This is a genomic window from Streptomyces sp. NPDC018019 (assembly GCF_044327805.1).
Taxonomy (GTDB): domain Bacteria; phylum Actinomycetota; class Actinomycetes; order Streptomycetales; family Streptomycetaceae; genus Streptomyces.
Map to the genome: position 1 here is coordinate 41,587 of NZ_JBIRGD010000037.1, position 13,050 is coordinate 54,636.

The 13,050-nt window shown below is 69.0% G+C and carries 13 protein-coding genes; 4 read left to right on the forward strand and 9 right to left on the reverse strand.

The features are described from left to right. Positions 1–88: 88 nt before the first annotated feature. The 4 genes from ACH4FX_RS38105 to nhaA form a co-directional block, all read right to left on the reverse strand. Complete coding sequence (locus ACH4FX_RS38105) at positions 89–454, reverse strand: STAS domain-containing protein (protein WP_398486079.1); 366 nt, start codon at positions 452–454, stop codon at positions 89–91. A gap of 138 nt (positions 455–592) precedes the next feature. Next, complete coding sequence (locus tag ACH4FX_RS38110) at positions 593–2,032, reverse strand: flotillin family protein (protein ID WP_398486080.1); 1,440 nt, start codon at positions 2,030–2,032, stop codon at positions 593–595. A 69-nt stretch (positions 2,033–2,101) separates the two neighbouring features. Continuing rightward, complete coding sequence (locus ACH4FX_RS38115) at positions 2,102–2,605, reverse strand: hypothetical protein (protein WP_398486081.1); 504 nt, start codon at positions 2,603–2,605, stop codon at positions 2,102–2,104. A 277-nt stretch (positions 2,606–2,882) separates the two neighbouring features. Further along, positions 2,883–4,199 carry a Na+/H+ antiporter NhaA gene (gene nhaA / locus ACH4FX_RS38120; RefSeq protein WP_398486082.1) on the reverse strand — a complete coding sequence of 439 codons (1,317 nt, stop codon included), beginning with the start codon at positions 4,197–4,199 and terminating at the stop codon, positions 2,883–2,885. A 401-nt stretch (positions 4,200–4,600) separates the two neighbouring features. On the opposite strand from nhaA, the gene ACH4FX_RS38125 reads away from it, so the two are divergent. Then, the gene (locus ACH4FX_RS38125; protein ID WP_398486083.1) at positions 4,601–4,930 is read left to right on the forward strand and encodes a hypothetical protein; all 330 of its coding nucleotides are present in this window, start codon (positions 4,601–4,603) and stop codon (positions 4,928–4,930) included. A 113-nt stretch (positions 4,931–5,043) separates the two neighbouring features. Here the strand turns inward: ACH4FX_RS38125 and ACH4FX_RS38130 are convergent, their stop codons facing one another. The 4 genes from ACH4FX_RS38130 to ACH4FX_RS38145 all read right to left on the reverse strand — a co-directional run bounded on the left by ACH4FX_RS38130 (position 5,044) and on the right by ACH4FX_RS38145 (position 7,584). Beyond that, positions 5,044–5,901 carry an HK97 gp10 family phage protein gene (locus ACH4FX_RS38130; protein ID WP_398486084.1) on the reverse strand — a complete coding sequence of 286 codons (858 nt, stop codon included), beginning with the start codon at positions 5,899–5,901 and terminating at the stop codon, positions 5,044–5,046. Further along, on the reverse strand, positions 5,898–6,302 hold the full coding sequence (locus ACH4FX_RS38135; RefSeq protein ID WP_398486085.1) for a DUF6093 family protein: 405 nt from the start codon (positions 6,300–6,302) through the stop codon (positions 5,898–5,900). Before ACH4FX_RS38135 ends, ACH4FX_RS38130 begins: the two co-directional genes overlap by 4 nt. Next, positions 6,295–6,663 (reverse strand): hypothetical protein, encoded by a 369-nt coding sequence (locus ACH4FX_RS38140; RefSeq protein ID WP_398486086.1) that lies wholly within the window; start codon positions 6,661–6,663, stop codon positions 6,295–6,297. Before ACH4FX_RS38140 ends, ACH4FX_RS38135 begins: the two co-directional genes overlap by 8 nt. A gap of 432 nt (positions 6,664–7,095) precedes the next feature. Then, on the reverse strand, positions 7,096–7,584 hold the full coding sequence (locus ACH4FX_RS38145; RefSeq protein WP_398486087.1) for a MarR family transcriptional regulator: 489 nt from the start codon (positions 7,582–7,584) through the stop codon (positions 7,096–7,098). A 240-nt stretch (positions 7,585–7,824) separates the two neighbouring features. Here ACH4FX_RS38145 and ACH4FX_RS38150 point away from each other — a divergent pair, with 240 nt between their 5' ends. The 3 genes from ACH4FX_RS38150 to ACH4FX_RS38160 all read left to right on the forward strand — a co-directional run bounded on the left by ACH4FX_RS38150 (position 7,825) and on the right by ACH4FX_RS38160 (position 12,321). Next, positions 7,825–9,321, forward strand: coding sequence for an MFS transporter (locus ACH4FX_RS38150; protein WP_398486088.1), 1,497 nt, complete (start codon positions 7,825–7,827; stop codon positions 9,319–9,321). A gap of 1,526 nt (positions 9,322–10,847) precedes the next feature. Continuing rightward, positions 10,848–11,837, forward strand: coding sequence for a hypothetical protein (locus ACH4FX_RS38155; RefSeq protein WP_398486089.1), 990 nt, complete (start codon positions 10,848–10,850; stop codon positions 11,835–11,837). Next, positions 11,830–12,321, forward strand: a complete 492-nt coding sequence (locus tag ACH4FX_RS38160) for a hypothetical protein (protein WP_398486090.1) — start codon at positions 11,830–11,832, stop codon at positions 12,319–12,321. The genes ACH4FX_RS38155 and ACH4FX_RS38160 overlap by 8 nt, the downstream gene beginning before the upstream one ends. Positions 12,322–12,392: 71 nt before the next feature. Here ACH4FX_RS38160 and ACH4FX_RS38165 read toward each other — a convergent pair whose 3' ends face one another. Next, on the reverse strand, positions 12,393–12,824 hold the full coding sequence (locus ACH4FX_RS38165; RefSeq protein WP_398486091.1) for a hypothetical protein: 432 nt from the start codon (positions 12,822–12,824) through the stop codon (positions 12,393–12,395). Between the last annotated feature and the right edge of the window lie 226 nt (positions 12,825–13,050).

Here is a 13,050-nt window from a genome sequence, read left to right on the forward strand (position 1 = left end):
CAGGTGCACAAATGCCGGTGCCGCCGGGGCTTTACGCGCGCATTAGCCGCGGCCTCGCCCGCACCATTTCCATGGTGCGGGCGCCGGGCTAGGCCCGCCCGCGCTGATGTGCTGGTGTCATTCCTCGATCGTGGTGAGGGCGTCCACTCCGGCGTGGCGCAGGGGCCGTTGCAGGTTGCGTCGTGCGCCGCGGATGGTGAGCAGGGTAGTTTCCGGTCGGCGGGAGAGCGCGCAGGAGGGCGTAGGCGCACGCGAGGTCGATATGGGTGAGTTCGCTCATCTCCAGCACCCACTCGGGGGCTTCGCGCAGCCGCTGGGACAAAAGTTCCACTTCGAGCTGGCGCAGAGCGTCGGTATGCAGTTCGCCGGAGAAGGCGAGCACGGCGAGATCACCGGTGATGGTGAAGGCCACCGGCGGCCTGGGCATCGGGGCGGGGTGAGCTGGGTCTGTCACGGTGACCTCCTAGGCCATCTGCCGCGCCCTTGGTCGCATTTCCATCGTCCTACGGCTCTCCTGCACCGGGCCTCTTCGGACCCGGTGCAGGAGGCCGTCACTTGCTAGTGCGGCGGTGTCCGCGGTGCGGGCGCCGGCTCAGTCGGTGATCTTGATTTTGCTGTTCGCCGGGGCCGGCTGGGCAGCGGCCTCGCCGCCCTTGCGGGCTGTCGCGCGCCGGGAGAAGTCCTTGAGGAGTTCGCCGAGGTCGACTCCGGTGGTCGAGCTGAGGAGTTCGACGCCCTGGGCGACGTTGTCGGTGACCGTACGCGAGAGCCGGCTCGCGCCGTCGGTGGAGATCACCGTCATCTTGTCGACGGCGCTCAGCGGCTCGGACGCCTTGGCGACGACCTGCGGCAGCACCTCGGCCAGCATCTGGATGACGGCCGCGTCCCCGTACTGGGCGAACGCGTCGGCCTTCTTCCACATCGCCTCCGCTTCGGCCGCGCCCCTGGCGGCGATGGCGGCGGCCTCGGCCTCGCCCTCGATGCGTACGGCGTCGGCAAGCGCCGCGCGGTGGGCCTTTTCGCCCTCACCGGTCAGCCGGGAGCGTTCGGCGTCCGCCTCGGCCTGCTTGACCAGGGCCACCCGGCGCGCCTCGGCCTCCTGCTCGGCCTGGTAGCGCGCGGCATCGGCGGGCTTGCGGACCTGGGTGTCGAGCTCACGGTCGGTCAGCGCGGCCTGCCGCTCGGCGACCTTCTCCTGCTCGCTGAGGACCTCCTGGCGGCGTGCGGCCTCGGCCAGCGGACCGGCCGCGTCGGCCTTGGCGGCAGCGGCCTCGGTCTCCACGCGGATCTCGGCCTGCTTGAGGGCGAAGGTCCGCTCCGCGACGGCGATTTCCTCGGCCGCCTTGAGCCGGGCCTGCTCGGAGGCGCGGCGCGCGTTGGCCTCGGCGATGTCGGCCTCCTGCTTGGCGCGAGCGGCCTCGGGCCGCCCCAGATCCTCCAGGTAGGAGCCCTCGGTGGTGATGTCCTGAATCTGGAAAGCGTCCAGCACCAGACCCTGGCCCGACAGGCTCGTCTCGGCCTCCTCGGCGACCTGGCCGGCGAAGGCGGCACGGTCGCGGATGATGTCCTCGACCGACATCCGGCCGACGATGGCCCGCAGCGCCCCGGAGAGCACTTCCTGGGTGAAGCCGACGATGCCGTCCTGCTGCTGCAGGAACCGCTGCGCCGCGGCGCGGATGGCGTCCTCGTTGCCGCCGACCTTGACGATGGCGACGCCTTCGAGGTTGGCCTTGACGCCGCGCAGGGTGACGGCGCCGCGCACGGCGATGGGGATGTGCCGGCTGGACAGGTCGAGCGTGAACCGCTGCTGGACGAAGGGAACGACGAAGACGCCGCCGCCGACCACGACCTTCTGGCCACTGTTGTCGATGGAGATGCGGCCGGTCTGCGGGTCGGTGGACTTCTTGCCCCGCCGTCCGGTGATGATGAACGCTTCGCTGGGCCCGGCGACCTTGTACCGCGTGATCACGACAAGGGCCAGCAGGACCAGGAGTACGACGACTCCCACCACAGCGATGAGAACTGGACTCATGAGAAATCCCCCCTGCCACCCGGGGGACGGCAGATCGAATCGGACTGTTGGGAAAAGGACTGGTGCGGGTCAGCGTTCGACGGGACGGACGGCGACCGCAGTGCTCGACAGGTTGGCTTCCACCCAGATCTCGGTGCCGCGCATCACGGGCATCGTGCTCTTGGCCGCCAGCTTCACCGGCTGGCCGGCCACCCGTACCAGCACCTCGCCGTAGCCTTCGGCCGGGATCGCGGTGATGACCGAACCCGCGGCACCGACCAGGTCGTCGCCCCGCGGGGTGACCGCACTCTGCTCGCGCATCAGCGCACGGCTGAGTTTCCACGTCAGCCAGCCCGCGACGGCGCCGGTGGCGGCACCGATCGCGGTGGCCGCGCCGGCCCCCAGCTCGCTGGTGCCCAGCACGATGGCGCCGGTGAAACCGAGCATCGAGACGAACCCGGCCACGACCGGCAGCGACAGCCACCCGTCGAGCAGACCATCCAGGCCGAAGAGCCCTTCAAGTATGCCGTCGAAGATCAGTGAGAGCGCCAGCAGAGCGATGCCCACAATGCCGAGTCCGAGAAAGAACGCCATCTCACCCGCCCCTCCTGTTGCAGGAACTCCCTGGATGCGGCCATGGTCCTGCGGGCTCCACCCCAGCCGCATTGCCAGAACCCGGCAATCTTTACGGTCTCTTAATGCCGACCCGTGGTCGGCGCACCGGCCTGGTGACGCACCGGCCTGGTGACGCACCGGCCTGGTGACGCACCGGCCGCTGGCGTCCCCGCAGCCGGTCTGCCCGCCGGCGCGCAAAGGCCGCTTACAGGGCAGGGCGGGCCCGGCGAGACCTGCGGGCGCATGCAGGGCTGCGTCAGTGGTTCTTGGTGGCACGGCTGCGCCCGGGGCTTACCCGCTGGTAGATATCGGGAACACCGTCGGCGTCGTCATCCCGCATCTCGGCCTCCCATAGACGGCGGTAGATCTCGTTGCGCCGCTTGATCAGCACAGCGGCCACCGCAGCGGCAACCAGGGAGCCGAGCAGGACCGCGGCCTTGATGTGCCCAGCCCCGGCCGGATCGGCGAAGGCCAGCTCGCCGACCAGCAGCGCGACGGTGAAGCCGATTCCGCCCAGCACCGCCACGGCGAACACGTCCGCCCACGCCAGGTCCGGGTTCAGCCGGGCCCGGGTGAACCGGGCCGCCAGGTAGGTACCAGCGAAGATCCCCACCGTTTTGCCGACCACCAGCCCCAGCACCACGCCCAGCGGCTCCGGTCGGGTGAAGACCTCACCCATCGCCCCGGCCGAGAGCCCCACTCCCGTGGCGAACAGTGCGAACAACGGCACCGCCACCCCGGCCGAGACCGGCCGCAGCACATGCGCCGTGCGCTCCCCGGGGGAGGCTTTCTCCCCCGCATCGCGGGTGGTGCGCAGGAGCAGGCCCATCGCCACCCCGGCCACCGTCGCGTGCACCCCGCCCAGGTACATCAGCGCCCAGATCACCACGCCCAGCGGCACGTACCACCACCAGCCGCGCACCCGGAGCCGTTGCAGCAGGTAGAAGACGGCCAGCCCGACAAAGGCCCCGGCCAGCGCATACACATTCAGGTCGCTGGTGAAGAAGACCGCGATCACCAGGATCGCCCCCAGATCGTCGACCACGGCCAGCGTCAGCAGGAAGGCCCGCAGGGCGGAGGGCAGGTGGGTGGAGAGCACCGCAAGAACGGCAAGAGCGAAGGCGATGTCGGTGGCCATCGGCACCGCCCACCCCGCCCCGGAACCCCCAGCGACGCCGGTGACGGCCCAGTAGCAGGCGGCCGGCACCGCCATACCGCACACCGCGGCGACCACCGGCAGGGCCGCGGTGGCCGGGGTCCGCAGCTCACCGACCACGAGCTCACGTTTGAGTTCGATCCCGGCAACCAGGAAGAAGACGGTCAGCAGCCCGTCCGCACTCCAGTGACCCACGGACAGGGCCAAGCCGAGCGCCGGTATGCCGAAGTGGAAGTCGCGTATGGACTCATAGACGCCGCTGAACGGAGAATTCGCCCACACCAGCGCCACCACGGCCGCCGCCAGCAGCACCAGCCCTCCGACCGTCTCCGTACGCAGAGCCCGGGCCACCTGCACCCGCTCCGGCCACGGCAGCAGACCAAGAAAAACGGAACGCTCACGGCGGGCAGTACGCATCCGGGACCTCCGGGGCATCGCTGTGCGGGCACACAAGCCCCTGCACCGCCGACCAGACTTCCCGGCACACCGCGCGTCCTTGACGCGTTCTTTACACCCTATCCGCCGCTACGCGGCACCGCCCAGGCGGACCGCAGGGCAGCGGGGGCACCGAAGCCAGGTCGCACGCCTTCCCACGCGGGCGTGCTCCGGAGAAGGAGGCCCGGGGCCGCCCTCGCACTTTGACGTCTCGGAGTGACGACTGGCGGAGTGAGGACTGGCTTACCACCGATGGCGTTGCCCGGGTTGCCGGGGGAATGGGGCCATGTGCGCCACCGTGGTAGATGAGACGTGACAGGCCTCCTCACGCACAGAAGTCCTTCGTTAGCAAGGCCGACTACGGCTGTTGGCGGAGCGGGGCAGTGAACTCCGAGAACTCCGAGAAGATGCAGAGCGCGCTGTCCGAGGTGAAGCAGGCGAAGCGCGACAGGAACCGCGCCGCGAACGCCGCCAACTCCACGGTCTACCGCGAAGACATCCGGCGCTTGGCCAGGGCTATCGACCAGCATCGAGCCGCACGTCTGGAGACGCGGGAGGACGCCGATCAGCATGACCGGGAGCCGTGGCAGGTTCTCGAAGACCTCACCGTCCCGAACGGGCCGGGGGAGCCGCCCAAACCGCTGCGGGTGCTTCTGGACGAGATATGCCCCCTGCGGCGGAGCCCGCGTCGTCCGTGCCGGCGTCGCCCTTGAGTTCGCGCGCCCACACATCGACGCCTGGCGCGTCGATCGGCCACCGCCAGTCGCCGGTCGCGGTGCGTTCGAGGACCGTACGTCGTACCCGGTCGGCCATCCACTCCGCCTGATCAGTACGGGCAGCGACGACTGCCACCTGGTACAGGAGTTCCGAGTCCTCGGACGCGTCGGCCAGGGGCGCACCGCCGACGGGGCCGCCTTGCGGATACAGCGCCAGGTACGGCACCTCTGCCGGCCGGCCTTCGACGAGCGGCAGCTTTCCGAGCCCGCACGGCCTGCCGGTCACTTCGGCCAGCGTTTGCCGGAAGGCTTGGGACATGGCAGCGCGGTCGATCATTGGTTGTTTCCGGGAATCCTCTGCCGGTGGTTTCGGTGGCCAGGGCGCCGTACCGGCACAGTCCGACGGTGTCCCAGTCCGGCACGCCTGGTGTGGTGATCACGGGCAGAGTGCGTTCGCCGTCCTCGTCCAGGACCTCGGCGATCACGACGGCCCGGGCGAGCATCCCCAGCTCCCAGTCGCCGAAGACCTCCGCCAAGGCCGCTTCGATCTCTTCGGCCAGTTCGTTGGGCAGCGACCTCTTCACCGCGTCGTTCAACTCCCGCACGAGAACAGGCCCGGCCTGGTCAACGGCCGCGCCCAAATGTGGGAAGGATGGTTGCGCGTAGTGTCGGCCGAGGCTGTCGGCGCCGACAAACCCGAACTCCAGCCGCCGCGCCTGCGCCGCAGTGGTGCCCACCTCGGCGACGACCACAGGGCCCGTGCCCTGCACGTCGGAGCGCCAGGAGGCCCGATACTTGCCGGTGATCACGCGCGGTCCCGGGCGGCCGGAGGCGTTGTGCTGCACCTGCTCGACCAGCGCCTGGGCACGGTGCCGCATCACGGCGTTCATCGCGGCCTGCGTCTGGGCGGCCCTTCGTTCCAGGGCGGCGGCCAGCGCCGCGGGGTCGGTGAACGCGCCACCGTTCATGCGCCTGCCCTGCGGTTGTGCTCCGTGCGCAGCACGGGAACCGAGGACACCTCGCCGAGCGCCGCGACGCGGTAGATACGGCCGACGGGCTGCTTGTCACGGGCCTCGACCATCTTCACGGTGTCGTCCTCCCGCATCTCGGGCGCATCGAGCGGCAGCAGCAGCCGGTACCCGGCCCGCACCTCTTCGACCCACGCACCTTCGTGGCCGCCCTTGCTGCGGATCCGTTCCTGATGCCCGTACAGCCCGGTCTTGCCCGAGTGCACCTCCAGCGGAGGAGCGGGCACGAGGGCGCCCGTCCGCGGGTCCAGCACATCCTCACCGACCTCACGGGTGACGAGCACCGTGTCCGGCATCAGGTGCCGCTCGGCGAACCGGGCGAGACCGCGCAGATCAAGCACTCAGCACCCACTCCCGAAGCTGCGCCAGGACCCCGCGCGTCAGCTCCCCCGGCGCGCCGTCGAGATCATCACGGGCGAGTACGGCTTCATCGAGCTTGCGCCAGTCCACCGCGTCCAGGAATCCGACCACGACCTGCCGCACAGCCGCCGGCTCGATCACCACGTCTGCCAGACCCTCGAACCGCACACCGTTCCAGCCCTGGGCCACGTACAGCGTCACCTCGGGTCCCTCGGCCACGGTCTGCGTGATCCGGTACGCCTCCACCGACGAGGCGACATCGCGGCCGTCGATCTCGATGACGGCGGGCTGCTCGGGTGCGGCGGAGATACGGACGTGGTGGTGCTGATCGGACGTGCTCATGGGCCGGAGCCTAGGTGAGCGGAGACAACGCCTGTTCTGCCGGTTCAGTGGGGTCATTGGGCAGCTGTGAGGACGCAGTCGGTGGACCACTGGCTGACCTCTGTTTGGACTGGCCTACCCTTTGAAAAGCCTTCACCGTTCGAACCGTGCGATACCTCGGAGTTGCCTTCGCTGAGGCCGCTCAGCGGCTCATCGAAGGACTGACCGTACCGTCGGTGGCAGGAGGGCTGCGCCGCTCCTCGTCTCGTTCGGAGTCGGCCATCAGGGCTCCGACGATCACTGCGAGCAGAATGGCCTTCGAGCGCCTGGCCCTGGACGGCGTCGCTGGGATGCAAGGTCTTCGGGCGCCAGGTCACTTTCTCCGACTCCGTGCAAAAAGCCGTGGCGGATGCGGGGCCGTGGTCGACCGGCCCCGTCGAGTCGGCGCGGCGGTTATCTCTCGGTGCGGGGGGCGGCCTCGGCCAGGGAGGCTTGCATGGCCTGGTGGAGGTCGTTGAGGAAGTGCTGGAACTGCTCGATGGTCTCGGGCGGGTAGGCATTGATGACGGCTTGGAGGCGCTGGGCGACGGGGGTGAAGAACTCGGCGGCCAGCAGGCGTGCCTGTTCGCCGGCGCGCAGGGTGACGGTGCGGCGGTCGGTGCGTTCGCGGGTGCGCAGGATGTGGCCGGCCTGTTCCATGCGGTTGAGCAGGGCCGAGGTGGCGTTGGGGGAGAGCTGGATGCGCTCACTCAGACGGGCGGGGGTGAGCGGCTCTCCGGCGTGCTCGCAGTTGGCGACCTCGATCAGGGCCGCGGCATCGGTGGCGTGCAGGTCCAGCCACCGGGCGAAGAGCCGCCGCAGGTCGGCGTAGTCCGCTCCGTAGATCCTCAACTGATCCAGCAGGCGATCTTGGACAGTCGGCTCGTCCTTGGTCTGTTCCATCACCGGCTGATTGTCTCCGTGTCCGCTGGCCGTCTGTGTGCTGAGCGTCACCACGGTAACCCGCCCCCCTTTTGATTCCATCATGGAATTATTCTACTGTGGATTTATGGCGGGGTGCGGCATGCCTCGCCCCTACTGCGCCACGCCAGCCGGTCCGCAACGCTCCGGCACCGGCATCGCCGCGCCCTTGCGGCCTGCCCGCATCCCTGTTTCCCGCTTGACCGAAAGGCTGGTTTCCCCATGTCCGCATCCGCGCCCCCCGTGGCGGATCCCCGGCGCTGGAAGGCGCTGGTGTTCATATGCCTGGCCCAGCTGATGGTCGTCCTCGACGGCACGATCATGAACATTGCCCTGCCCTCCGCCCAGCAGGCGCTCGGCTTCTCCGACGGCAGCCGCCAGTGGGTCGTGACCGCCTACGCCCTCGCCTTCGGCGGGCTGCTGCTGTTCGGCGGCCGGATCGCCGACCTGTGGGGCCGCAAGCAAGCCTTCGTCACCGGCGTGCTCGGCTTCGCCGCCGCCTCCGCCCTCGGCGGCGCCGCGGTCAACACCGCCATGCTGCTCGGCGCCCGCGCCCTGCAGGGTGCCTTCGCCGCCCTGCTGGCCCCGGCCGCGCTCTCCCTGATCTCCGTGATGTTCACCGAGACCAAGGAACGCGCCAAGGCGTTCGGCATCTACGGCGCCCTGGCCGGCGGCGGCGCCGCGATCGGTCTGCTGCTCGGCGGCGCACTGACCGAGTACCTCAACTGGCGCTGGACGCTGTACGTCAACATCGTCTTCGCCGTCGCCGCCGCGACCGGCGCGCTGAAGGCAGTACGTGTCTCCGAAGGCGACCGGCACCGGGCGCGGCTGGACGTGCCCGGAGTGCTGCTGGCCACCTCCGGCCTGGTCAGCATCGTGTTCGGCCTGAGCAAGGCGGAGACCGACGGCTGGAGCGCGTCCACCCCCCTCGCACTGCTCGGCGCCGGCGTCGTGCTGCTGGCCGCCTTCGTCTTCGTCGAGAACCGCGTCAAAGCCCCGCTGCTGCCCCCGCGAGTGCTGCTCAACCGCAACCGCGGCGGCGCTTACCTCGCCCTGGGCCTGGCCGTCGTCGGCATGTTCGGCCTGCTGCTCTTCCTCACCTTCTACCTCCAGGTCGTACGCGGCTACCGCCCGCTGACCGCCGGTCTGGCGTTCCTGCCCATGACGGTCGGCATGATGATCGGCTCGGTCGGCCTCGGCACCCGCCTCGCCCCGCGTGTACCGGCCCGCCTGCTCATGGCCCCGGGCCTGCTGCTGGCCGCCGCCGGACTGGCCCTGCTGGCGCAGATCACCCCCACCAGTTCCTACGCCGCCATCGTCGCGCCGGGCATGTTCGTCATGGGCCTGGGGCTCGGCCTGACCTTCATGCCCGCCATCAGCCTGGCCACCGTCGCCGTACGCCCCCAGGACGCCGGCGTCGCCTCCGCGATGGTCAGCACCTCCCAGCAGATCGGCGGCGCCATCGGCACCGCCCTGCTCAACACCCTCGCCACCAGCTCCACCAACGACTACTTCCGCACCCACCACCCCGCCGGACCGACCGCCCGGCAGACCGCCATGGACGCACTGGTCCACGGCTTCTCCACCGCCATCTGGTGGGCCGCAGGCATCCTCACCCTTGCCGCCGCCATCGCCGCTGTCCTCATCACCCACCGGCCCACCAGCAGCAAAACGGCCACCGCGCCCCAGGGCGAGCAGACCCCCGCCGACACCCGCTGACACGCCACCGCTCACTCCGCCCGAATCGATCAGTCGAATCGCCCCCCTACACACAGCGGAGCCGGTCACGGACGGTGGCCCGCACACGGTGGACGGGCCGACAGCCCGACCGGACGAGCGACCAGCACACCTTGAAAGGTAGGACCGCTCTGAGTTCTCTGAACGGCAAGACCGCGCGGCCACCCGCACCAGCTGTGGCACCGGCCGGCCACGAAACTGCCCACCAGAACCGCCACCACGAATACCGGAGCGACCCCGTCAGACACCGGCCGAGCACACACAGGGCTCAACCGACGCATCCGCTGGGGCGACCCGAAGGGATAGATCCATACCGCCACGCCCGCCCTTCGGCTGAGTCCCTCCACCTGGCTGTCGAGTCGTTGCGGCAAGGGAACCGCCGGGCTGACATAGAACTGCGTGGTCCGCTCGCGGAGTGGCTGGAGGACGCAGCAGCTGGGGACGACGAGGGAGTGATCAGCCCATATGCGGTAGACGTCGCCCGAGCAGTACTGGATGATCGATAGGGTTCCTGAGCAGCTCGACGTGGTTTCGTGCCGACCTTGTGGTGAGCGGCTCGGCTGAACACCTCGCCAGTGGGCAGGACTCTGCCCACGTCGTGACGGTTGGCAGGGTGGCGGATCTCCGAGCCCGGTGGCCAGCCTGGACTGGGCCGGGACGATTTCGGTGCACTGGTCGGAGCCCCGCTCCTCGCACACAGTTCTCTGAATCCTCTGCGGATACGGGCAGGTGTGCGCTTGTTGGCTACGACGGCTCTGGTGTGGCTGCGGCATGAGTGGCCGGCTGGGCGTGAGCTTGGCTGACGTAACGTGCCAAGCACCCATCCATCCGAGCTGCTGGCTGCTCTCGGACCCAGCTCCGCCCCGGTACCGGGGCGGAGCTTCGTCGCAAGGTGTGTCTCCGCGAATCATGCATCGACGCCGATGCCCCAGAGCTCGCGGGAGGACCTTTAGCCGCCCTACGTGTCATCGCGGCAGCGGCGTCTTGCCGGCGGGGCTTCAGGTTATCGACGACGTTCGGCTTGCTCGTGCTGGCTGTGACGAGATCGTTGCGTACCCGGATACAACCGTGTTTGAGGTCACGCCCGTTAAGCCCCGATAAGGACGTACATCCCAGTTGGCGCGCCTTGTCGGGCAATCACCACGGGCCGCAGGAAGGGGGGAGCGACATCCAACCGTTCAACCCCGCCCCCCCGGGTGCATGTGGGCAGGGTTAGAAGGGACACGTCTTGTTAGGTATGTCCAGAAGAAGACACATGGTATCGCGCATAGCCGTTGGCGCTGCCATGCTGCTGCTCACGAGCGCCGGCGCGGCGAGCGCGGCGGACACGGGCAACGCCGCCCAGCGAACGCCGCACCTTCCAGCCGTCCTGCCGCGGGCCCCGAAGTGAAGTCGGCCGCTGCTGCCGGTTCTCGCCCAGTGTCGGGCAAGAACCCCACGGCCGCGCCGTCGACGAGGAAAGACGCTGCCGGGTTCCAGCGGGACAGAAGGTCCAGCTGAAGAACACGGTGACCGACGCCGACGGCGACAAGTCCAATCTCACGTTCGAGGTGTGGACGGCGGATGCGGCAGGAAAGCCAAAGACGAAGGCGAAGATTGCCGACAACGAGTACGGCGTCATCGTCTCCCCCGATGTCGCCTCCGGGTCAACCGTCACGGTGGACGTCCCGGCGGGCAAGCTGTCCATGAACACCAACTACGTGTTCCACACGTCCGCGTACGACGGCAGCCTGTACGAGACCAATTGGTCGCCCTGGGCGAAGTTCCGGGTGGAGCTGCCCGTCGACCTGACGCTGCCCACCCCCGACTACACCGCGCCGGACCCCAGCTCGTTCGATGTGCCGCCGACCCCGCACCAGACCAAACCGCTCGGTGCCATGGCGTCGCTGAAGGGCAAGTCGGCGGCAGCTGCTGAGCAGTGCGGCCCGGTCGACGACAACGGACGACGGGTGTGCTTCGGCACGCCGGTCCCCAAGGACAAGGCTCCCAAGAAGGTCGCCAAGGCGACTACCACTGCGGCGGAAAACGTCCCCTGGTGCAACACGGACTTCACCAGCATCCTTGCCACACGGCACGACGAATGTGACGTGCGAGTCGTACCCGTTGTGATCAGCATGGACGGTGTCCCCCAAGCCACCGCCTACTTCACGTTCCTACGTCTGCTCCGACTCGACGGACAGAACAGGTTCACCGAACACCTCACCATCGAACCCGCGCAGCAGATCCCGCTGGACTTCGCCGAGATCAACCTGAAGCTCACCGAGCACCTGTGCCAGGGGTCATGCAATCCCGTCGAGCCCGGCCCCGACGCCTGGACCGCAAAGACCTGGTGGACACCCGGCGACATGCACTCCACATCGCTGACGACGCCGTACCGGTGGGACGCGTCGGTCGCCGGCCAGAAGTACCTGTACAAGCCCGACGTCAAGATCGACGCGGACATTCTGCCGTCATCCGGGGTCTTTGTCGGCGCTCAAGCCCTTGTGCTACATGGGTGACGAGGCGCAGAACACCCGCAGCCGTGGCCGCATCTGCCCCACCGGATGGGCGAAGGAGAACGGTGACGCCAGCGCCCTGGTCGACGCCGCCGACGAGCTGAACTGCGACGAGTTCTCCTTCGCGTCGACGTACAACAGCGGCGGCATGTCAACGGCCGAGGGCGGCCTGAACCCTGCCCTGCTGCCCGGCGGCACCACTCCCACCGGCAAGACGTGCTTGAGCACGTACGCGAAGAAGCTGGGCTCGGCGGTGCGCCTGTTCAGCCTCAACGGCGCCGACCCGACGTTCAAGGAGGTGTGCGGCCGGTCGGCGATCTCCGGCATGCACAACAAGGAGTCCATGGGCTCGCACTTCGCAAAGTTCATGCGTGAGATGCGGATCACGGACAAGGACGCGTACTGGCTGGACACCCGCATGACCCCGGGCAACACCTGCCTGTACGCCAGCGCCGCGCCCGTTATCTGCAAGCTGACGGCCAAGTAGCCCCCCGGCCGCCAACACGACCGGTCTCGCCCCGTACGCGCGGGGTGAGGACCGGTCGTGTTGGTGGTGTCTCAGACCATGGGGACCAGGAGCGCAGGAAGGTCGCCGGCTTGAACGGCCTCCTGCTCGATGGACAGGCCGCAGTAGTTGCCGACGGCGGTGAACACCGCTGTGGGCAACCGGGGCCCGTGCTCCTCGTAGTACGCCATCACGGCGTCTTCGCCCACGTCCCCGATGGCCGGGAACACCGCTCCCGCTGCCCGGAGCGCCGCCGCCAGTGCGGAGGATTCCCCGGTGCCCTCGCCGAAATCAGCCTGCAGGATGCGCCCGTCACCCGGCGCATGGATGATCTGGGACGGAGGGCTCCACCGGTTCATCGTCACGCAGACGAACTCCTCGTCCGGTCCGGGTCGCATCGACTCGACTTTTCGGTAGCCGGTGTACCACGTCGCCATGCCCCAGTCTTCCAGCACGTACACCCAGTCGCCGCACGTCCCGTACATAACGGGATTGATGTGGGGGACGGCCTGCCCGGCCGCCCTACCGGCACGTCGAGATCCTTGTACGGGACGCGCTCGGCAAGCTCGTCGAGGTCGGCGCCCAGCGAGATGAGGAACTCATCCGCGTCGAGTCCGCGGGCGCAGGTCAGGGAAATCCCGCCGAGCATTCCAGGCAGAGCGGCGGACTTCTGCGTGGTGCTGTGTGCGCCTATCCAGGCGATCCCGTTAG